This window comes from Paraburkholderia atlantica (genome assembly GCF_009362785.1).
Lineage (GTDB): Bacteria > Pseudomonadota > Gammaproteobacteria > Burkholderiales > Burkholderiaceae > Paraburkholderia > Paraburkholderia atlantica.
The window spans coordinates 76,935-98,549 of record NZ_WHNQ01000027.1 but is presented as its reverse complement, the minus strand read 5'-3'; the positions used below and the strand labels follow the sequence as shown (position 1 = coordinate 98,549).

Below are 21,615 nucleotides of genomic sequence, written 5' to 3'. Positions count from 1 at the left end.
CACTGCGCTTTCTGAGATTACTGTTTGTAAGGAAAACGTTCATGCACCATGGCATCGGCTTCATCCAGGATCTGGCCGTCGTGATGGCGCTGGCGGGCGTCGTCACCGTGCTGTTCCATCGCCTGAAGCAGCCGGTGGTGCTCGGCTATATCGCGGCCGGCGTGATCATCGGACCGTACACGCCGCCGTTCCAGCTGATCCACGACGAACAGACGATCCAGACGCTCGGCGAGCTGGGCGTCGTGTTCCTGATGTTTTCGCTGGGCCTCGAATTCAGCCTGCGCAAGCTGTTCAAGGTCGGCGCGACGGCGATCGTCGCCGCGCTGTCCGAGATCGTGCTGATGCTGTGGATCGGCTACGCGATCGGCAATGCATTCGGCTGGAGCCCGATGGATTCGCTGTTCCTCGGCGCGATCCTCGCGATCTCGTCGACGACGATCATCGTGAAGGCGCTGTCCGACCTCGGACTCAAACGCGAAAGCTTCTCGCAGCTCGTGTTCGGCATTCTGATCGTCGAAGACATTCTCGGCATCGCGATGCTCGTGCTGCTGACCGGCATTGCGCAGACCGGGCAGTTGTCGGCCGGGCTCGCGGCCGTCACGCTCGGCAAGCTGCTGCTGTTCATGACGGTGTCGCTGCTGGTCGGCGTGCTGCTGGTGCCGCGCGCGCTGAACTACGTCGCGCGCACCGGCAGCAACGAGATGATGCTGGTGTCCGTGCTCGGCTTCTGCTTCGGCTTCTGTCTGCTGGTCGTCAAGCTCGATTACAGCATCGCGCTCGGCGCGTTTCTGATCGGCGCGATCATGGCCGAGTCGCGCCATCTGCATCGGATCGAGCATCTGATCGCGCCGCTGCGCGACGCGTTTTCCGCGATCTTCTTCGTGACGATCGGACTGATGCTGAACCCGGCCGTGATCCTCGACTATGGATGGCCAATCGCCGTGATTACGCTCGCGGTGATCGTCGGCAAGATCGTGTCGTGCGGGCTCGGCGCGTTTCTGTCGGGGCAGGACGGGCGCACGTCGATGCGCGTCGGCATGACCGTGTCGCAGATCGGCGAGTTCTCGTTCATCATCGCGACGCTCGGTTTGACGTTGAAGGTGACGAGCGGGTTTCTGTATCCGATCGCGGTCGCCGTGTCGGCGTTGACCACGCTGACGACGCCCTATCTGATCCGCGTCGCCGATCCGCTGACGCGCCGCATCGCGAATGCGATGCCCGCCACGTTGTCCAACGCGTTCGGCATGTACGGGCAATGGCTGCGCAGTTTGATTACGGCGCGCGGCGAGCCGACGCTGATCAGCATGACGCGGCGCATCGTCGTGCAGATCGCGGTGAATCTCGCGCTCGTTGCGGCGATTTTCCTGGTCGTGTCGTATAGCGCGCCGCATAGCGGCCGGCTGCTCGCGCACTGGCTCGACGAGGAGCCATTGCAGCGCGTCGTGCAGTGGAGTGTCGCGCTCGTGGTGTCGTTGCCGTTCCTCGTGGCCGTATATCGCAAGACCAAGTCACTCGCGCTGCTGCTCGCCGAAGTCAGCGTGCAGCCGACCATCGCCGGGCGCTTCACCAGCGCGCTGCGCCACGCGATCGCCGACCTCGTGCCGCTCGTATCGATGATCGGCGTGTTTCTGCTGGTGGCGGCGCTGTCAGGCAGCATCCTGCCGCCAACGGGCCTGCTCGTCGCGGTGCTCGGGTGCGCCGCGCTGCTGCTCGCGCTCGTGTGGCGCTGGTGCGTGAAGATTCACGCGTCGATGCAGATCGCGTTGCGGGAAACATTCGACGAGCGGCCAGACCCTTGATTCAAAGGGTTTGTGTAAAGCTTCGCAACAATGTGAGTAATTGTTTGCGGGTTTGCCGGGCCTGCTGCACTGACGGATAATCAGGGCATATTCATTCGTTCGCGCGGAAGGCGCCCGTCCGACAGTCATGAGCGACAAACCCGAAAACGCCGGCACGACCGGCAGTCCACCGCCGAGCTCGCCCGCGCCGAGCGGCACGCCGGCCGCACCGGCCCCCTCGCTTCCTCCGTCGCATGAAGATGCCACCCAGTCGGCCGCCAAAGACACGAGCCCGGCCGCCGAGGAGGCGACCGCCAGGTCGTCGACCGACGATCCGATCAGCGCTTCGTCAGTCACTCGCGAAGATCCGCGCGCGGCGCGGCTGCGCGACGCGGTCGAGGCACGCAGCGCCGCCGCCGAATCGACCGCAAGGCAGGAAGCCGCGGTGCACGAGCGCGAAGCGCGGCGCGCCGGTACGTACACCGGCGGCGCGAGCACCGTGAAACCCGAGCCAGCCGTCAAACCGACGGTGGCCGCCGGCGAGCCCAAAGTGCGTGGCGGTGTCAGCGCCGCGGACCTCGCCACCGACGGCGAGATCGCCACCGACGAAGCCGCCGCGCCTGCGGCGCGTGCGCCCGGCTCGCCGCCGCCCGGTTTCGGCGCGGCACCCGATTTCAGCGCAACCAATCCACCGCCCCCCAACGCGCTTCCGCCGTCGCCGCCGCGCTACCTGAAGCAGAGCGATTCGGCGTGGAGCGTGTTCGGCCGCATCGTCGCGGCGCGTGCGCGGCAGCTGTTCGATCGCGCAGGGCAGCGGATCACGCAGCGCACGCTGCGCATCGGCGTGTCGGCGCGCATCTTCCACCCGGAACCTGGTGCGAAGGGCTTGCGCGGCAAGACGCTGCAGTATCTGGAGGAGTCGATCGCGCACTGGGTGATGTCGCGCGACGTGCTGGTGTTCATGATCCCGACCGTCGGTCATCAGGGCATGCTGCACCCGAGCAACATCCGTCTGCGCGACTACGCGAAGCATCTCGACGGCCTGTTGCTGCAAGGCGGCGCCGACGTGTCGCCGCAGACCTATGCGGAAACGGCGAGCAGCCACGAATGGCCCGGTGACCGCGTGCGCGACATGTACGAACTCGAACTGCTGCACGAGTTCGTCGAATCGGGCAAGCCGGTGCTCGGCGTGTGCCGCGGCTGCCAGCTGATCAATGTTGCGTTCGGCGGCACGCTGTATCAGGACATCGCGACCGATGTGCCTACCGCGAACGCCCACGTCAACGAGAACTACGATCAGCACCGTCACGGCGTGCATTTCCCGGATGGCTCGACGCTGCTGAACATGTTCCCCGGACGACGCGACGCGATCGTCAACTCGATCCACCATCAGGCGGTCAAGACGCTGGGCCGTGATCTGAATATCGAGGCGGTGTCGGCGTCGGACGGCATCATCGAGGCCGTGCGCTATCGGCGCGCGCCGTTCGTGATGGGCGTGCAGTGGCATCCGGAGTTTCATCGCGCGGGCGGCCCGGAACTGCTCGATTGCACGCCGTTGCTCGATACGTTCCTGCGGGTCGCGCGGGAGACGCGGTTTTAAGCAGGGCAGGTTTGCGTTGGCTCGGCGGGGGCTATCCCATCCATTTGACGGCGCCCGCGCTGCGCCCGGAACGCGACAACGCGCGGTCGCGATTGCGCCAGCTTCAGAGCCAGGTCACACGCTTGCAGCAGCAGACGGAAGCGGATTTGCCTGCGTCGAAGTAGCGGCGGCGCTCATTGCGCGAATTGTTCCGGGATTTCGGTGACGCGACGCTGCGATATGTGATCCATCCACTCGGTGCTGTTGACTGGCCGATCGTTCGACACGGTGGAGCGCGGCCGCGGCGCGGCGTCGAGTAAAGACATCATGGCGAAGGTCGTCACATCAGCGTATTCGTCTTTGTCGAACCGGGCTCGATTGCGCGCTTCATGCGATGACTCGTTCGCGGCACGGCGATTTACCGGAAGGGGACGCGTTTGCGCGCGAAGCGCACGATGCGCAACTGACGAGTGAATCGCATCACGCGGCGTGCGGACATTTCGCGAGGTGGTGCGCTCAGGCAATGCCGCCATGCGCGTGGATGCGGCGGCGGCCACGTCGACAGGTAATGGCGGAAGCACAGGCGCCGGTGTGACGGCCTCGGCAATCACCGGCGCATCACGGCGCGGCATCAAAGCTTGCGCCGATTTCAGCATGTCCGAGGTCATGTGCCACGGCGCCAGAGGCTGATCGACGGTCCACCACACCAGCACCGCGACGCAGCCGATTACCACGGCACTCGCCGCGACCGTACGCCGATTCCAAACTGAGCGCCGCTGCGCGATTCGCGGCGAGCGGGCCTTGAGCGCGATACGCATCGGACCCTGAGGCACCTTCCGTTGCATAGCGGGACGCGTCACCGTCGCGGTATTCGCCGCTTCCCCGGCATGCCGCGTGGCGTCCGCGACGAGCGCCTCTGCCGGACGCTTCACGCCGCTCCGCGCGCCGTCGATCGACACCCGCTGCCCATACGACAGCAATTGTTGATGCCCGATGCAGACGGTGCGCAGCAGCGCGGCATATAGCGAATCGGGTCCGGCTCGCGAGCGCTGAGCGTCGGGCAGCAATGCCCAATCGCGGCCGAAGGGTTCGGACGGATGGTCGAGCGGACGGAGAGGGGGAAGGGCGAATGCGCCTTCGATCAAGGTGAGCGGCGTGCTGGTCATCGGTTTCTTCCGGCGTCTCGTAACAGGACGACCTGGTGAGGCAGTGACGAAATCTGTAGGGGGCCGATGAAGCCATCGGCGACAGAAAATCGTGCCTCGAAACTACCTTGTCCAACCTTCAGATGACTCCGAAAACGGGGACATCAACGGCTGCACGCACACTCAACTTCGATGCTCAGGGCTTCAACCGATACACGTAGCGCAGCGCGGTGATATCCACGCCGCCCATATGGTCGGGCTCCGCGCCGACCAACTGCCAACCGTGCCGCTCGTAAAAGCCGATCGCCGCCGTGTTGCCCTCGAGCACGTACAGATACAGCTGTGCTTCGCCTTGCGCGCGCGCCCAGTCAACGGCTGCGTGCATCAGCGTTTTGCCGACGCCGATGCCCTGATAACCAGGCAGCGCATGCAGGTTGTCGAGCAGCACGCCCCATGCGGACTCGGGCTGTCGCTCGACACACACGAAGCCGGTCGGCTCGCCGGCCAATTCGGCGATCAGCACGATGCGGCGCTCGCCGCCCGGCGCGCCGAGACGCGCTTCCCAATAGGCGGCGCGCTCGCGCGTGACTTCACCGTCGAGGAACGCGTCGGGCAACAGACCGCGATAGGTGGCCTGCCAGCTGGCACTGTGGATCGACGCGATCAGCGCGGCGTCCTCGAGCGTGGCGGGGCGCAGGGAAAGAGCAGGGGTGGTTTGCATCGGAGTTATCAACTGAATGGCCTCGCGCGGGCAGTCTACCGCCGCCCGCAGGTGTCGTGCGTAAGCAAACTGTATGCGTTTCGCGGCGACCTTATCAGCAGTAACATTACGTGGCATCGGCCCCGCATCAAGCTCAGCGTTTACCCTGATCCCGGATGAACGCCACGGGCAGCAGAATGCGGCGCCCCGGGCGCGCTTCGCTTATACCGACGTGTCCGCCTGCGGGATCCCTTGCCAAACGCAGCGGATCGTTCCAACTGCCCGCTCGTCGCCGTCCGCATCCATCCGTCCGACTAGGCGGCGGGCCTCTCCGAGAGTGTCATGTCTACCGCGACCCACGCCGCTTCCAGAACCGAAGAATCCAAGGTCAAGACAGTGTTCCGCGTCGTCAGCGGCAACTTTCTTGAGATGTACGACTTCATGGTCTATGGCTACTACGCTTCCGCAATTGCCAAGACCTACTTCCCGAGCGGCAGCGATTTCGCGTCGCTGATGCTGTCGCTGTCGGTGTTCGGCGCGGGCTTCCTGATGCGTCCGCTCGGCGCGATCGTGCTCGGCGCCTACATCGACCATCACGGCCGTCGCAAAGGCCTGATCCTCACGCTGAGCCTGATGGCGCTCGGCACGCTGACGGTCGCGACGATACCGGGCTACGCGACCATCGGGCTCGTGGCGCCCGTGCTCGTGCTGCTCGGCCGGTTGCTGCAAGGTTTCTCGGCCGGCGCCGAGCTCGGCGGCGTGTCGGTGTATCTGTCGGAGATCGCGACGAAGGGCAACAAGGGCTTCTATTGCTCGTGGCAGTCGGGCAGCCAGCAGGTCGCGGTGGTATTCGCCGCGCTGATCGGCGTGATGCTCAACAAGATTCTGCCCGCCGACCAGATGTTCGCATGGGGCTGGCGCGTGCCGTTCCTGATCGGCTGTCTGATCGTGCCGTTTCTGTTCATCATTCGCCGCTCGCTGCAGGAAACCGAGGAGTTCGCGGCGCGCAAGCATCGTCCGAGCATGGGCGAGATCCTGAAGTCGATGGCTGCGAACTATCCCGTCGTGCTGGGCGGCATGGGCATGGTCGTCATGACGACCGTGTCGTTTTACATGATCACCGCTTATACGCCGACCTTTGGCAAGGAGGTGCTGAAGCTGACGGCGATCGACGCGCTGGTCGTCACCGTCTGCGTCGGTATCTCGAACCTGATCTGGCTACCGGTGTCCGGCGCGTTGTCGGATCGCATCGGCCGCCGTCCGGTGCTGCTCGCGTTCACGATCCTGACGATCCTCACCGCGTATCCGGCGCTGCAATGGCTGGTCGCCGAGCCGTCGTTCGCGCGTCTGCTGGCCGTGCAGCTGTGGCTGTCGTTCCTGTACGGCTGCTACAACGGCGCGATGGTCGTCGCACTGACCGAAGTGATGCCGGTCGAAGTGCGGACCGCGGGCTTCTCGCTCGCGTACAGTCTCGCGACGACGATCGGCGGCTTCACGCCGGCCATCGCCACGCTGCTGATCCACGTGACCAACAACAAGGCGGCGCCCGGTCTGGTCCTCGGCGTGGCGGCGATCTGCGGTCTGCTGGCGACGCTGTTCCTGTATCGCACGCCGGAGTCGCGCAATCAGTATCGGGCGGCCTGACGGGTTCGCTTCGTGTTCTGAAAACAGAAAACCCCGCGAAAGCGGGGTTTTCTGTTTCGTTTTTGGCGGCGCGTGGTCCGTGGCTAACCGTGCCGCAATGCGTTGGCGACCACTTCGACCACTTCGTCCCACGCGCCCGGCCGCGGCTGACGCACCAGCGTCGCGTCCGGATACCACGGGCTGCGCGTGTCGCCGTCGAACCAGCGCCAGTCGGCGGCGAACGGCAGCATCAGCCACAGCGGCTTGCGCAGCGCGCCGGCGAGGTGCGCGATCGACGTGTCGATCGACACCACCGCGTCGAGCCGCTCGACGATCGCCGCGGTATCCGCGAAGTCGCCGATGCGTTGGTCGAAGCGATGGATCGTGACCGCGCGCGGATGCGCGTCGAGCGCCGCGCGTTCGTCGTCGGACAGATCGGGCTGCAACACGATCCAGTCGATGCCGTCGAGCGCGAACAGCGGCTCCAGCGCGGCGAGCGGCATCGTGCGGGTCTCGTTGCGCTGGATGCGCCCCGACCACGCGAGCCCGATTTTGCGCTTCGCCTGACCGCCGAGCGAGCCGCGCCATTTGCGGCGATAGGCTGGCGGCACGCTCAGATAGGGCGTGCGCGCTTCGATCGTGTCGTAGCGCGTGCCGAGCGCGAGCGGCAGGCTCAACAGCGGAATCTGCAGATCGGCGGCGGGACGCGGCTGGCCCTGCGCGATCAGCGAGACGCGCCATGCCTGCGCGACGGGCGCGAGCAGCGGCACCAGTTGCGGCTGCACTTCGAGCACGACGCGCGCGGCGCGTTGCGTGGCGAGCGGCACGAAGCGCACGAACTGCAGCGTATCGCCGAAACCCTGCTCGGCATGGATCAGCAGCGTGTATGTGTCGATCGATTCGCCGTGCCAGCGCGGCAGCGTCTGGATCGCCGGCTCCGCGACGGTTTGCAAGCGCCATTCGTATTCGGGCAGACCGCGCTCGAAGTCGCGCATCGCGAGCCATGCGAGCGCACGGTTCATATGCGCGGACGCGAGGTCGGGACGCAGCCGCAGCGCCTGATCGAGCGCGCGCACTGCGGCCGCGTGCGCGCCGAGCGCCTGGTGCGCGGTGCCGAGCGCGAGCCATGCGAGCGCGAATTGCGGATCGAGCCCGACCGCCCGCTCCAGATACGGCAAGGCCTGTTCGGCCCGGCCGAGCGCCGCGAGCGCGTTGCCCATGCCATAGATCGCGGGCGGCAGGTTCGGCTGCAGACGCAGCGCCGCTTCGAATGACGCGACTGCCTGCGCATGTCGGCCGGTCGCATCGAACGTGTTCGCGAGGTTGAAGTGCGCGGCGACGAAGCGCGGCTCGACGGCGAGCGCGGCCTCGAAGCAGGGCACTGCCTCGTCCGGCCGATTGAGCGCGTTCAGCGACATGCCCATGTTGTTCAGCGCGCCCGCGTGACCGGGGCGCAGTTCGAGCGCGCGCCGGAACGACGCGATCGCCTCCGCGTGACGGCCGAGCGCGTGCAGTGCGTTGCCGAGATTGTTGTGCGACGACGCGTCTTCCGGCTGCAGACGCAGCGAGCGTTCGAACGCATCGGCGGCGTCTTCGTGACGGCCCAGCGACGCGTACGCGTTGCCGAGGTTGTAGTGCGCCATAGGGAACGTCGGCGCGAGCGTCAGCGCATTGCGGAACTGCTCGATCGCGGCGTCGATCTGACCCAGCGCCTTCAGCGCATTGCCGAGGTTCAGCTGCAGCGCCGCGTCTTCCGGGCGCAGGTCGACCGCGCGCCGCACCAGCGCCGCGGCTTCGGCGTGCTGGCCCTGCTGGTGCCTCAGCACGCCGAGCAGATGCAGCGCGTCGACATGGCTGGGATTGTGGTCGAGCGTGGCGCGGTAGCCGCGTTCGGCGTCGTCGAGGCGGCCGTCACGATGCGCCGCGAACGCGCGGTCAAATACAGGTTGCATGACGGGAAGGGTATTCGGATCAATCAGACTGGGCCGCATTTTCCCATACTTGCGCAAAGGGCCCGGATTTGCGCGGCTCGCGGGCGCATTTCGAGCGACGGGGCGTCCCTTCCGCGCGATTGATGCAGCGCACCGGTGTGCGCGAGAGCGGCGGCGTACACTAGAACGCAGTGTTGCCTCCGGAGTTCCGCATGGACGCTGCCGCCTACGACGCGTCGCCGGTGCTGATCGTCGGGGCCGGTCCCACCGGACTTGCCGCAGCGATGAGTCTCGCGCGTGCCCACATCCCCGTGCGTCTGATCGACAAGGCGCCGCAGCCGAACCCTTATTCGCGCGCAATCGGCATTCAGGCACGCACGCTCGAACTGCTCGAGCAGCATCGGCTGATCGAGCCGTTTCTCGAACTCGGCCATCGCGCGCGCGTCGCGAATCTGTTTTCGAACGGCATGCGGCTCGCGCAGCTCGATTTCGACCCGCTGCACACGCGCTATCCCTATCTGCTGTTTCTCGACCAGTCTGTGACCGAGCGGCTTCTGACCGAGCATCTGGCGACGCTTGGCGTGAAGGTGGAGCGCGGCGTCGAACTGATGGCGTTCATGCAAGGCTCCGCGAGCGTTCAGGCGACCTTGCGCCGCGCGGACGGCCGCACGGAAGCGATGCGCCCGTCATATCTGATCGCCGCCGACGGCGCGCATAGCTCGATTCGCCATCGCCTCGGCCTGAACTTCGAGGGCAAGACCTTCGAGCAGACCTTCCTGCTCGCCGACCTGCACGCGGAAACCGACTGGCCCGACGACGAGTTCCAGATCTTCGCGTCGGGCGACGGTCTCGTCGCGCTGTTTCCGATGGGCCACGGCCGTCATCGACTGATCGCCGATCATGCGGTCGAACCGTCCGGCAGCGCCGCGCCGCCGGCCACCACCGCAGTGCCGTCGCTCGAACAATGCAAGGCGCTGATCGCGCGGCGCGTGCGCGAGCGCGTCGACGTGTCGGATCTCGCGTGGTCGGCGTATTTCCACGTGAATAGCCGAATGGTCGATCGGCTGCGCGTGGGCCGCATCTTCCTCGCCGGCGATGCCGCGCACGTGCACAGCCCCGCGGGCGCGCAGGGCATGAACACCGGCATCCAGGAAGCGCTCAACCTCGGCTGGAAGCTCGCGCGTGTGATCGGCGGCGCGGCGCCGGATCGCCTGCTCGACACGTATCACACCGAACGGCATCCGATCGAGCGCGAGGTGCTGCGGCAGACCGGCTTCATCACGCAGATGGCCGAGGCCGATCACGGCCCGCTGAAGCTGCTGCGCGAGCGCGTGATGCCGGTGCTGGCCGCGCTCGGACCGCTGCGCGATGCCGCGCGCGCGACCATCAGCGAGCTGGCGATCCAGTACCGGCGCAGTCCGCTGACGCTCGAACGCGTGCTCGACGGCGGACCGCGCGCGGGCGAGCGCGCGCCCGATGCGCTGGTGCATGTCGTCGATGGTCCGCTCGGGCGCGCGCCGGGCGTCGGCTGCATTTTCGATCTGCACGATCCGGCGTTCTTCTCGCTGTTTCTACTGGTGCCGCCGCTGCCCGTCGACGGCACGCCGCTCGATCCGGCCGCAAAACACGCGGCGCCGCCGGACCCGGAGGTGGAAAAGCTCGCCGCCGAGGTCGAGCGGCTGCTGCCGAACGCGGTACGGATCTGGCGCGTCACCGATACGAGCGGCGATGGCGGCCCGGCGCTGTCCGAATCGTATGGGCGCACGCGGCCGTCGTTTTATCTGGTGCGGCCCGATGGCTATATCAGCGCGCGCGGACGCACCGGCTCGGACCTGCACGGTCTCGTACGGCACTGTGAGGCGTGGTTTGCGGTGGGGGGAGAGATAGCGGAGCAGGCGACGTTGTGATCAGGGTCGCCTGTTGCGTGACACGCGCGCGGCAGCGGATCTCGCCGCCGCGCCTCGGTGATTGAGGAAATTCGCCTAGGCCTAAGCCGCCGACGCCTGGGCCGGCGTCAACTTCTCGCGATACCGGACGATCGCCTCGCGCGTGAAGTTCGTTAGCGCGATGTCATAGGTGTCCGGTGCTTCGTCGAGCGTTGCGAGCAGCGCGCGCCGCATGCGCGGCTCCCAGAAGCGGCGGATGTGTTCGGCGACGCCGGTCAGCGCTTCCTCGTGGTCGGGCATCGACTCGAAGAAGTCGCCGATCCGGTTCGCCATGTCGATCAGATTCCGATTGTCCATGGCTCGCCTCACTTGCCTGCGGTAACGGCCGCAGCCGAATCGGCCTGTTCGCGCCGCTTCAGCAGTTCGAGCTGTTCGCTACTGAAGCGCGAATAGTCCTTCTGCCATTGCGACGGCTGCTCGACCGGCATCACCTGCACGGCGGTCACCTTGTATTCGGGGCAGTTGGTGGCCCAGTCGGAGCTGTCGGTCGTGATCACGTTCGCGCCCGATTCGGGGAAGTGGAACGTCGTATAGACGACACCCGGCTGCATCCGCTCCGTCACCTTCGCGCGCAACACGGTCTGTCCTGCGCGCGATTCGATGCCCACCCAGTCGCCGGTCTTGATACCGCGTTCCTCCGCGTCGTGTGGATGCAGTTCGAGCCGGTCTTCGTCATGCCACAGCGAGTTGTCGGTGCGGCGCGTCTGCGCGCCGACGTTGTACTGCGTCAGGATGCGGCCGGTCGTCAGCAGCAGCGGATACTTGCGCGTGACCTTCTCCGGCGAGGCGATGAACTTCGTGATCACGAACCTGCCCTTGCCGCGCACGAAGGTACCGACGTGCATCGTCGGCGTGCCGTCGGGCGCGTCTTCGTTGCATGGCCACTGGATGCTGCCCATTTCGTCGATCTTCTGGAACGACACGCCGTGGAAGGTCGGCGTGAGCCGTGCGATTTCGTCCATGATCTCGGACGGATGCGTGTAGTCCATCTCGTAGCCGAGCGCGCGCGACAGCAACTGCGTGACTTCCCAGTCCGCGTAGCCGCCGAGCGGCGGCATCACCTTGCGCACGCGCGAGATGCGGCGCTCGGCATTGGTGAACGTGCCGTCCTTTTCGAGGAACGACGAGCCGGGCAGCAGCACGTGGGCGTACTTGGCGGTCTCGTTCAGGAAGATGTCCTGCACGACGATGCATTCCATCGACGACAGCGCCGCCGCCACGTGATGCGTGTTCGGGTCCGACTGCACGATGTCCTCGCCCTGGCAGTACAGGCCCTTGAAGGTGCCGTGCAGCGCGGCGTCGAACATGTTCGGAATGCGCAGGCCCGGTTCCGGTTGCAGCGTGACGTTCCAGGCGTTTTCGAACTGCGTGCGCACGAGCGGATCGCCGATGTGCCGATAGCCCGGCAGCTCGTGCGGGAACGAGCCCATGTCGCAGGAGCCCTGCACGTTGTTCTGGCCGCGCAGCGGATTCACGCCGACACCTTCGCGGCCGATGTTGCCGGTCGCCATCGCGAGGTTCGCGATGCCGATCACCATCGTCGAGCCTTGCGCGTGTTCGGTGACGCCGAGTCCGTAGTAGATCGCGGCGTTGCCGCCGGTCGCGTAGATGCGCGCGGCTTCGCGTACCTGTTGCGCGGGTACGCCGGTTGCCGCTTCGGTCGCTTCCGGCGAGTTCTCCGGCAGCGCGACGAAATCGCGCCACTGCTCGAACGCGCGCGCTTCGCAGCGTTCGGCGATGAACGCTTCGTCGAGCAGGCCTTCGGTGACGATCACATGCGCGAGCGCATTGACGATCGCGACGTTGGTGCCGGGCCGCAATTGCAGATGATGCGACGCCTTCACGTGCGGCGTATCGACGATATCGATGCGGCGCGGATCGACCACGATCAGCTTCGCACCCTCGCGCACGCGGCGCTTTAGCCGCGAGCCGAACACCGGGTGGCCGTCGGTCGGATTCGCGCCGATCACCATGATGACGTCGGCCTTATCGACCGACGCGAACGTCTGGGTGCCGGCCGATTCGCCGATCGTCGTCTTCAGGCCATAGCCGGTCGGCGAATGGCAGACGCGCGCGCAGGTGTCGACGTTGTTGTTGCCGAATGCGGCGCGCACCAGCTTCTGCACGAGGTAGGTTTCTTCGTTCGTGCAGCGCGACGACGTGATGCCGCCGATCGAATCGCGCCCATGCTTCGCCTGGATGCGCCGGAATTCCGACGCCGCGTACGAGATCGCTTCATCCCAGCTGACTTCGCGCCACGGATCGGTGATCTTCGCGCGGATCATCGGCTTCGTGATGCGGTCCTTGTGCGTCGCGTAGCCCCATGCGAAGCGGCCCTTCACGCACGCATGGCCTTCGTTGGCGTGGCCGTTCTTGTGCGGCACCATCCGCACGACCTGGTTGCCCTTCATCTCGGCCTTGAACGAGCAGCCGACGCCGCAATACGCGCAAGTGGTGACGACCGAGTGCTCGGGCTGGCCGAGCATCACGACGGTCTTTTCCTGCAAGGTCGCGGTCGGGCATGCGGCCACGCACGCGCCGCACGACACGCACTCCGATTCCATGAACGGCTGGTTCTCGCTCGCCGCGACGCGCGATTCGAAGCCGCGTCCGGTGATCGTCAGCGCGAACGTGCCCTGGGTTTCCTCGCACGCGCGCACGCAGCGATTGCAGACGATGCACTTCGACGGGTCGTACGTGAAGTAGGGATTCGATTCGTCCTTCTTGTCCTTCAGATGGTTTTCGCCGTCGAAGCCGTAGCGCACTTCGCGCAGGCCGGTCACGCCCGCCATGTCCTGCAGTTCGCAATCGCCGTTGGCGGGGCAGGTCAGGCAGTCGAGCGGATGGTCGGAGATGTACAGCTCCATCACGTTGCGACGCAGCGTCTGCAGACGGTCGGTCTGTGTGCGCACCTTCATGCCGGCTTCGACCGGCGTCGTGCACGAGGCCGGATAGCCGCGCCGTCCTTCGATTTCGACGAGACACAGGCGGCATGAGCCGAACGGTTCGAGCGAATCGGTCGCGCACAGCTTCGGCACGTTGACGCCGGCTTCGGCCGCCGCGCGCATCACCGACGTGCCGGCCGGCACGGTCACCGCCTGGCCGTCGATTTCGAGCGTCACGTCGACGTCCGAGTGACGCGCGGGGGTGCCGTAGTCGGTGTCGTCAGCGAATGGGTTGGCGGCGCGTGCCATGGCTTGCGACTTGCACGCGCAGTTGCCTGAGCCGCAGCCGCCCCCCAAGGGGACTTCCTTCGGGGCGCCCCCCAAGGGGACTTCCTTCGGGGCGCCGGCGGGAGAGTTGAACTGGTCGGACATAGTGAACTCCTGGAGTCAGGCCGCGGCCGCTTTGGTGGCGTGGTCGGCAGTGGGATCGGCGGCGAGACCGAAGTCCTCAGGGAAATGATCGAGCGCGGAAAGCACCGGGAACGGCGTCATGCCGCCCATCGCGCACAGCGAGCCGGACACCATCGTGTCGCACAGATCGCGCAGCAATTGCACCTGACGCGTCGACGTATCGCCGTTACGAATCCGCGCGATCACCTCGACGCCGCGCGTCGAGCCGATCCGGCACGGGGTGCATTTGCCGCACGATTCGAGCGCGCAGAAGTGCATCGCATATTGCGCGAGCTCGGCAAGGTTCGACGTGTCGTCATGCACGACAAGACCGCCGTGGCCGATCACCGCGCCGACTGCCGCATACGCCTCGTAGTCCATCGGGATGTCCCACTGGCTTTCCGGCAAATACGTGCCGAGCGGACCGCCGACCTGTACCGCGCGCGCCGGCCGGCCACTCGCGGTGCCGCCGCCGAAGTCGTCGAGCAGTTGGCGCAATGTCACGCCGAACGCGAGTTCGACGAGGCCGCCTCGCTTGATGTTGCCGGCCAGCTGGAACGGCAGTGTGCCGCGCGAGCGGCCCATGCCGAAGTCCTTATAGAACGCCGCGCCGCGCGCGAAGATGATCGGCACCGTGGCGAGCGTGATCACGTTGTTGATCACGGTGGGCTGGCCGTAGAGACCGACGAGGGCGGGCACCGGCGGCTTCGCGCGGACGATGCCGCGCTTGCCTTCGAGCGATTCCAGCATCGCGGTTTCTTCGCCGCACACATACGAGCCCGCGCCTTTCGCGACGAACAGCTCGAAGCGCTGCCCGCTCGCGAGCACGCTGTCGCCGAGCCAGCCGGCTGAGCGCGCACGGGCGATGGCCGCTTCGAGCGTCGCGATCGAGTGCGGGTATTCGCTGCGCACGTAGATGTAGCCGACGGTCGCGCCGGTCACGATGCCCGCGATGATCATGCCTTCGATCAGCACGTACGGATCGCTTTCCATCACCAGACGATCGGAGAAGGTGCCCGAGTCGCCTTCGTCGGCATTGCAGACGACGTACTTCTGCGCGGCCTTCGCGCCGCGCACCGTGCGCCACTTGATGCCGGCCGGGAAGGCGGCGCCGCCGCGGCCGCGCAGGCCGGATTGGATCAGCGCTTCGCAGGCGGCATCGCCGTCGGTTTGCAGCGCGTTGCGCAGGCCTTCGAGGCCGCTGTGCGCGACGTAGTCGTCGATGGACAGCGGGTCGGTGATGCCGATCCGCGCGAAGGTCAGGCGCTGCTGCTTCTTCAGATACGGAATTTCGTCGACCACGCCGACGCGTCGCGCATGCTGGCCGCCGTCGACGAAGCCCGCGTCGAACAACGCGGCGACGTCTTCGACGTCCACATTCGCATAGCCGATGCGGCCTTCGGGCGTCGCGACTTCGAGCAGCGGTTCGAGCCACAGCAACCCGCGCGAACCGTTGCGGATCAATTCGATCGCCATGCCGCGGCGCGCGGCTTCGCTGCTGATGGCTTCGGCCAGCGCGTCGGCGCCGAGCGCGAGCGCCGACGAATCTCGCGGAACATAGATGCGCGTCATGCCGGCACCTCCACGCGTTTGCTGGCTGCGGCGAGCAGCGCGTCAAATTTCTGTGGCGTAACGCGTGCGTGCAGCGTGCCGTTGAGCATCATCGCCGGCGACAGCGCACATTGGCCGAGGCAGTACACCGATTCGAGCTCTACCGTTGCGCCGTCATGGTGACCAGCGTCGAAGCGGCAACCCGTGTGCGCCTCGATGTGCTGGGCGAGCGCCTCGGTGCCCATGCTGCGGCATGCTTCGGCGCGGCACAGCTGTACCGTGACGGGCGCGGCCGGCGTGGTGCGGAAGTGATGGTAGTAGGTGATGACGCCGTGCACCTCTGCGCGCGACAAGTTCAGCACGCGAGCGAGCGGTCCGACTGCGGCGGGTGGCACAAAGCCGATTTCGTCCTGGATCGCGTGCAGGATCGTCATGAGTGTGCGGCCCGGTTGCGCGTGTCGTTGCACGAGCTGATCCGGCGCCGTGGCGAGAGAATCGTCCAAGTTGGGGGCTCCTCCAAGCGATATATGCACTTGTTATTCATAATACGTGCACGTATGCTTCGCTTATTCGATATGGTATAGCCGAAAGATAGGCGGGCCAGCCGGCGCGTGCAATAGGAAACAGTCAAACATATATGGTCAGGATCGAATGTCAGGTCGAGCTGGTCGTGAAGGGTGCGGACGGCCGCGAGGCCAGCCTGTCTGACGTGGTGCCGCTGCTCGCGCTTGTCGATGAATCCGGCAGCATTGCGCAGGCCGCCGCGCTTAAGGGTTTGTCCTACCGGCACGCGTGGGGTTTGTTGCGCAGCATCGAGGAGCGGCTTGGCGGTCCGCTGATCGCGAAAGAGCGTGGGCGAGGCTCTGTCCTGTCCGACCTCGGACACGCGGTGCTGCGTGGACAGCGGCTCTGCGGCGAGCGGCTCGACGGCAATCTGCAGGCGCTTGCGAGCGAAGTGGCCAGCGATCTGAACCGCTGGCTCGCGCCCCCCGCCGATAACGTGCGCATCCACGCGTCGCACGGTTATGCGGTGGCCGCGCTGGTGACGGCGCTGGTCGCCAACGATCTGCCGGTCGAGATCAAGTACCGCGACGGCGCCGACGCGGTCAGCGCGCTCGCGCGCGGCGAGTGCGATCTGGCCGGTTTTCACCTGCCGCTCGGCGAGTTTCGCGCGGTGTGCGCCGATACCTACCGGCGCTGGCTCGATCCGCAACGCCACGTGCTCGTGCATCTGACCCGGCGTAAGCAAGGACTCTTCATCGGCAAGGGCAATCCCAAGGGAATCGGCGGGCTCGGCGATCTGGCGCGCCACGACATCCGTTTCGTCAACCGTCAGCCGGGCTCGGGTACGCGGATGCTGCTCGATCTCGCGCTGCGGCAGATCGGGGTGGACCCGGACCGCGTCAACGGCTATGCGTCGACCGAGCTGACACACTCCGCGATCGCAGCGTTCGTCGCGAGCGGCATGGCGGACCTAGGCTTCGGCGTGCAGCCGGCCGCGCATCATTTCGGGCTCGACTTCATTCCGATCGTCGACGAGGACTATTACTTCGCGTGCGACCGCGCGCACCTGTCACGCGCGCCGCTCGCGACGGTGATCAATCTGTTGCGCGGTAGCGCGTTTCACCATCGCGTCGAGCAGTTAGCCGGCTACGATCCGTGCGACTGCGGCAGGCTCGTCGATCTGGATGAGGGGCTCGGCGGCGCGCTCGCGTAACGGTGGCGTAAGAGCCTGTAATCAGAAGCGCGACCGCGCTCGGCTTGGGCCGCTGCGCGGCGCGCCGGTTTCGGCTACTCTCTTGGCTTCGTATCCGCTCTAACCGCGCGGCAAGCCGCGCTGAACCAACATGAAAGCTCTTTTCCACGCATGTGCCACCGCTGTCGCGGCTGGTGTGCTCTGTGCCACCGTCTCCGTCGCTTACGCGCAAAACTCGCCTGGCGTGCCGGGCGGCATCCTGAACGATGAATTCCGCCTCAACGAGCATCCGCAGATGCCGTTCGCCGCGTCCGCGCCGTCGGACAAATATCAGCACGGCAAACGTTCGGCAGCGCGCAAGCGCGGTGACATGGGCGATCCGAACGGCTGCAATCTGCAGTGCCCGAAAGACGACTAAGGATTGGCTCGGGCATCGCTCGAGCTTCGAGGTTTGACGCAACGCCGGCCCGTGGGCCGGCGTTGTGCTTTGTGGCGGGTGCGATGGTGGCGCAGTTGCCGGCCGGGGACGATAGTTATGGCCTGGCGATGTGCCAGATTTCCTTGAAGCCGTCCCCCTTTGCATCGCCTGCCTGCTTGTCGGCCGCGTAGTGATACAGCGGATGCCCCTTGTACGCCCATTGTTGCTTGCCGTCCGGGCTCGGGATCAGCGTCCAGTCGCCCGACGGCTTGTCGGTCGGCTCCGCCGTGGCCGCCGGCCAGTTGCACATGCAGCCGCCGGTGCAGGCGCTGACGCCAGGGGTGGTGTCGTTGTCGAACGTGTAGAGCGTCATGCCGTCGGCGGTGACGAAGCGGCCTTCGGACAGTTTTGGCGCGTCGGCGATGGTCTTGCGCATGACGCGGGCTCCTGTTGTAGCGACGCGGTTGACGAGCGACGACGCGCTTCGAGCTACGGGTATAGGAAGCGGCCGCGGATTTACCGGGTCGTGTTGTCGTGGGAGGGCGTCTGACTTGCCCGAGAAGCGCCGCAGACTGAACCGGAAAATAGAAAACCCCGGCAGCGTCAAGCTACCGGGGTTTTCGGAGCCGTTCATTGCGAACGTGCCAGGTGTTTGGTGGAGGCGGCGGGAATCGAACCCGCGTCCAGAAGTCCTCTACGACCAGTTCTACATGTTTAGTTCTGTCTTTTGATTTAACCGCAGCGACGCGGACGAACACGCTGCACTACGGCGATTCACTAGATTTTCGACCCGGACGTCGTGACGCCGCCAAGGCTTAACTGACGTATATGACCTCTGTCGGTATTGCTACCGGTCTTGCGACACTAGCCCGTCAGTGAACTAGGCAGAGGACGGCGGCCCTTAGGCTGCCAGTGCGAACGTATCGTCGTTTGCAGTTACGTTTTTCCCATTGATTAACGAGGTGACGGGTCCTCGACATGCCCTAGCCGCTTCGCAACCCCTGTCGAAACCAGGTCGCCCCCGCGGTTCGTTGCTCACATATATGAGCCAAAGGAGATTTTACAATAGATCGACGGCACGCGTTGTGCGTGTTGGGTGGTCTGACTTTGTCAGCCAATGTCGCGCAGCAGCGTCTGCAACTCCGCCGTCGACTCCACGACGTGTTGCGCGTGCCACCGTGTCGGCGGAATGTCGTTGCCGCAATAGCCGTACGCCGCGGCGACGGTCTTCATGCCCGCGGCAAAACCGGCCTGCACGTCGCGCAGGTCGTCGCCGATATAGACGACGCGCTCCGGCGCGATGTTCAGCTCACGCGCGGCGTGCAGCAGCGGCGCGGGGTGCGGCTTCGAATGCCGAGTCGTGTCGCCGCTCACCACGCAGCCGGCGCGCTCCTCGAGCCCGAGTTGCGCGACGAGCGGCTCGGTGAGCCGCGCGACCTTGTTCGTGACGATGCCCCAGCGCACGCCGCGCGCGTCGAGTTCGTCGAGCACTTCCGCGATGCCCGGAAAGAGCGTCGTCTCGATGCATAGATCCGCTTCGTAGTTCGCGAGAAACTCCTCGCGCATCGATGCGAATTCGTGATGATCGGGCCCGATACCGAACGCGCCACAGATCAGTCCCCGCGCTCCGGCCGAGGCCAGCGGCCGCAGCTTTTCGAGCGGCACCATTTCGAGTCCCCGGTCGTGGCGCATCTTGTTGACGGCGGCCGCGAGGTCGGGCGCCGTGTCGGCAAGCGTGCCGTCGAGGTCGAAAAGTACGGCGAGGCAAAAGCCGAGCGTGTCGTCGTTGTCTTCGCGTTGCGGCAGGGGAGTCGGGTCGCTCATTGTTCGTTTCGGATACGGCGGATCGGGCGGTTCTGGCAGGTCAGGCGTCGCGGCGACAGGCGAGCATATAGTTGACGCTCGTGTCGGACGACAGCGCGAAATGCTTGCTGAGCGGGTTGTACACGATGCCCTTGATGTCGGCCGTGCGCAGATCGGCGGCGCGCACGAAGCCGGCGAGTTCCGACGGGCGGATGAAGCGCGCGTAGTCGTGCGTGCCCTTCGGCAGCATTCGCGCGATGTATTCGGCGCCGATCACAGCGAACAGATACGACTTCACGTTGCGGTTCAGCGTGGAGAAAAACACCCAGCCGCCCGGCTTCACGAGATTCTTGCAGGCTTCGACGATCGCCGCCGGCTTGGGCACGTGCTCGAGCATTTCCATGCAGGTGACCACGTCATAAGTGCCCGGTTCGCGCGCGGCCAGCGCCTCGGCTGCGATTTCTTCGTAATCGACGGTTACACCGCTTTCAAGACTGTGAAGATCGGCGACGCCGAGTGCCTGCGTCGACAGGTCGATGCCCTTCACATGAGCGCCCAAGCCTGCCATCGATTCCGACAGGATGCCGCCGCCGCAACCGATATCGAGCACCTTTTTGCCAGCCAGATGCGCGTGAGCGTCGATCCAGCTCAGGCGAATCGGATTCAGTTCGTGCAACGGTTTGAATTCGGCGTTCGGGTCCCACCAACGATGCGCGAGGTCGCTGAATTTCTGTAGTTCGTGGGGATCGGCGTTGGTCATGGCGAAGGCTGCCTCGATGAAAGCGGTGAGCGGACGCTCGAGGATAAACCCTGAGTATATAGGGCAAGAGAAAGAGCGGCAAAAGCGCGTCGGCGAGCGACTGCCGATGCGACCTGAGAGCCCTAGTAGCGGAGCGGGGTGTTCTTCCGTCGCGCATCACATCGCGTGGCGGCACCCGCACATAAAAAAAGCCCCGCCGAAGCGGGGCTTTCGATACTGCGGTAATTTTCCAGCTTACTGCTTCGGCGTACCGACAACTTCGACTTCCACGCGGCGGTCCGGTGCGAGGCAGGCGATGAGTTGCTTGCGGTTCTTCTGGTTGCAACCGGTGGTAACCGGGTTGCGGCGGCCCTTGCCTTCCGTGTAGATACGGTTGGCTTCGACGCCCTTGCTGACCAGGAAGGCCTTCACAGCTTGAGCACGACGCAGCGACAGACGGTCGTTGTAGGCGTCCGAACCGATGCGGTCGGTGTGGCCCGTAGCGACGACGACTTCGAGATTGATGCCTTGGATCTTCGATGCCAGTTCGCTCAGACGTTCCTTGCCAGCCGGCTTCAGGATTGCCTTGTCGAAATCGAACAGCGCATCAGCTTGATACGTAATCTTTTCGCTGGAGATAGCCGGAGCCGGAGCGACCGGTGCCGGCGGGGTCGGAGCCTGAGCAACCAGAGCGCCGTCGCACTTGGCGTTAGCCGTTGCGGGCGTCCAGAATGCATCGCGCCAGCAAAGCTCGTTCGTGCCGTTCATCCACACGTATTCGCCAGTACCATTCACCCAGTTGTCGTTGGTAGCTTGTCGCGACGCCGGCACCGACTGCGCCATGGCGGATGCAGCCATAACTGCGGTAGCTGCAATGAACGCGAGCTTTGAAAGTTTATTCATATTTCTCCTCTCGAAATTGAGATTACCGCAGGTTTACTGCGAGCCTGTTGACGGATGACCAGTCATACATTGCTCGAAGTATAACATTGGTGCGGAACAAAAACCGGCTGTGTAGACTTCGAGCAGTGTCTGACTCTTTGTGCGTTGGCATTTTGCCATATCGTTCCCCTCCGACGAAAAAAAAATCTGCCCCCATTCAAATCCCCCTCCAAATGTGGTGCATGCGCAACAAATGTTTTCGTCTGAGCGGTCCGCCAGCTCTGCCTGAGCGGGGAATTGGCCCCATGCAGGAATCGAGCCTGATGAGCCCGAAATTGTGGGATCGGCGAGGTGTTGGCGGGTACCCCTCTAATATGTATACGTACCTTCGTCGGGCGTGGATGCGTGGCATGTTAGAATCGCGTGATGCGTTGCGCCTGCAATGCTTACGCGAAGTGGCGGCGAACCCGCGCCTTCGCACGTAAAAGA

General features: G+C 65.3%; 17 protein-coding genes and 1 other RNA gene. 6 read left to right on the top strand and 12 right to left on the bottom strand.

Going from position 1 to position 21,615, the window contains the following annotated elements:
* The first annotated feature begins 41 nt into the window (after positions 1-41).
* Positions 42-1,799: a cation:proton antiporter gene (locus GCT19_RS30065; protein ID WP_152853947.1), complete on the top strand. Its 1,758-nt coding sequence runs from the start codon at positions 42-44 to the stop codon at positions 1,797-1,799.
* A 127-nt stretch (positions 1,800-1,926) separates the two neighbouring features.
* Positions 1,927-3,378: a gamma-glutamyl-gamma-aminobutyrate hydrolase family protein gene (locus tag GCT19_RS30060; protein ID WP_152853946.1), complete on the top strand. Its 1,452-nt coding sequence runs from the start codon at positions 1,927-1,929 to the stop codon at positions 3,376-3,378.
* Positions 3,379-3,551: 173 nt separating this feature from the next.
* Here GCT19_RS30060 and GCT19_RS30050 read toward each other — a convergent pair whose 3' ends face one another.
* Entirely contained in the window at positions 3,552-4,523 is a 972-nt protein-coding gene (locus GCT19_RS30050) for a hypothetical protein (protein ID WP_152853945.1), read from the bottom strand.
* A gap of 175 nt (positions 4,524-4,698) precedes the next feature.
* Positions 4,699-5,223, bottom strand: a complete 525-nt coding sequence (locus GCT19_RS30045; RefSeq protein ID WP_018435629.1) for a GNAT family N-acetyltransferase — start codon at positions 5,221-5,223, stop codon at positions 4,699-4,701.
* A 321-nt stretch (positions 5,224-5,544) separates the two neighbouring features.
* Between GCT19_RS30045 and tcuC the strand changes: the two genes are divergently transcribed.
* The gene (gene tcuC / locus GCT19_RS30040; RefSeq protein ID WP_013090161.1) at positions 5,545-6,846 is read left to right on the top strand and encodes an MFS transporter; all 1,302 of its coding nucleotides are present in this window, start codon (positions 5,545-5,547) and stop codon (positions 6,844-6,846) included.
* A gap of 83 nt (positions 6,847-6,929) precedes the next feature.
* Here tcuC and GCT19_RS30035 read toward each other — a convergent pair whose 3' ends face one another.
* The gene (locus tag GCT19_RS30035) at positions 6,930-8,777 is read right to left on the bottom strand and encodes a tetratricopeptide repeat protein (RefSeq protein WP_018435630.1); all 1,848 of its coding nucleotides are present in this window, start codon (positions 8,775-8,777) and stop codon (positions 6,930-6,932) included.
* Positions 8,778-8,968: 191 nt separating this feature from the next.
* Between GCT19_RS30035 and GCT19_RS30030 the strand changes: the two genes are divergently transcribed.
* On the top strand, positions 8,969-10,663 hold the full coding sequence (locus GCT19_RS30030) for an FAD-dependent monooxygenase (RefSeq protein WP_152853944.1): 1,695 nt from the start codon (positions 8,969-8,971) through the stop codon (positions 10,661-10,663).
* Positions 10,664-10,744: 81 nt separating this feature from the next.
* On the opposite strand, the gene GCT19_RS30025 is transcribed toward GCT19_RS30030, so the two are convergent.
* The 4 genes from GCT19_RS30025 to GCT19_RS30010 are packed head-to-tail and all read right to left on the bottom strand — an operon-like array spanning position 10,745 to position 16,091.
* Positions 10,745-10,999, bottom strand: coding sequence for a formate dehydrogenase subunit delta (locus GCT19_RS30025; RefSeq protein ID WP_013090158.1), 255 nt, complete (start codon positions 10,997-10,999; stop codon positions 10,745-10,747).
* Between the two features lie 8 nt (positions 11,000-11,007).
* Positions 11,008-14,019 carry a formate dehydrogenase subunit alpha gene (gene fdhF, locus GCT19_RS30020; RefSeq protein ID WP_227749351.1) on the bottom strand — a complete coding sequence of 1,004 codons (3,012 nt, stop codon included), beginning with the start codon at positions 14,017-14,019 and terminating at the stop codon, positions 11,008-11,010.
* Positions 14,020-14,034: 15 nt separating this feature from the next.
* Positions 14,035-15,609: a formate dehydrogenase beta subunit gene (locus GCT19_RS30015; RefSeq protein ID WP_152853943.1), complete on the bottom strand. Its 1,575-nt coding sequence runs from the start codon at positions 15,607-15,609 to the stop codon at positions 14,035-14,037.
* Entirely contained in the window at positions 15,606-16,091 is a 486-nt protein-coding gene (locus GCT19_RS30010) for an NAD(P)H-dependent oxidoreductase subunit E (protein WP_018435635.1), read from the bottom strand. The genes GCT19_RS30015 and GCT19_RS30010 overlap by 4 nt, the downstream gene beginning before the upstream one ends.
* 134 nt (positions 16,092-16,225) lie before the next feature.
* Here GCT19_RS30010 and GCT19_RS30005 point away from each other — a divergent pair, with 134 nt between their 5' ends.
* Positions 16,226-17,305, top strand: a complete 1,080-nt coding sequence (locus tag GCT19_RS30005) for a substrate-binding domain-containing protein (RefSeq protein ID WP_152853942.1) — start codon at positions 16,226-16,228, stop codon at positions 17,303-17,305.
* A gap of 130 nt (positions 17,306-17,435) precedes the next feature.
* Positions 17,436-17,702, top strand: a complete 267-nt coding sequence (locus GCT19_RS30000) for a hypothetical protein (protein WP_013090153.1) — start codon at positions 17,436-17,438, stop codon at positions 17,700-17,702.
* A 115-nt stretch (positions 17,703-17,817) separates the two neighbouring features.
* Here the strand turns inward: GCT19_RS30000 and GCT19_RS29995 are convergent, their stop codons facing one another.
* From GCT19_RS29995 to ompA, 5 genes are all read right to left on the bottom strand, one after another.
* A complete protein-coding gene (locus tag GCT19_RS29995; RefSeq protein ID WP_152853941.1) occupies positions 17,818-18,138 on the bottom strand; it encodes a COG4315 family predicted lipoprotein in 321 nt (106 codons plus the stop codon).
* Between the two features lie 217 nt (positions 18,139-18,355).
* Positions 18,356-18,725: a transfer-messenger RNA gene (gene ssrA, locus GCT19_RS29990) on the bottom strand.
* A gap of 87 nt (positions 18,726-18,812) precedes the next feature.
* A complete protein-coding gene (gene gph / locus GCT19_RS29985; RefSeq protein ID WP_152853940.1) occupies positions 18,813-19,526 on the bottom strand; it encodes a phosphoglycolate phosphatase in 714 nt (237 codons plus the stop codon).
* 40 nt (positions 19,527-19,566) lie between these two features.
* Entirely contained in the window at positions 19,567-20,265 is a 699-nt protein-coding gene (gene ubiG / locus GCT19_RS29980) for a bifunctional 2-polyprenyl-6-hydroxyphenol methylase/3-demethylubiquinol 3-O-methyltransferase UbiG (RefSeq protein ID WP_013090150.1), read from the bottom strand.
* A 234-nt stretch (positions 20,266-20,499) separates the two neighbouring features.
* A complete protein-coding gene (gene ompA / locus GCT19_RS29975) occupies positions 20,500-21,147 on the bottom strand; it encodes an outer membrane protein OmpA (protein ID WP_026228725.1) in 648 nt (215 codons plus the stop codon).
* Positions 21,148-21,615 lie beyond the last annotated feature (468 nt).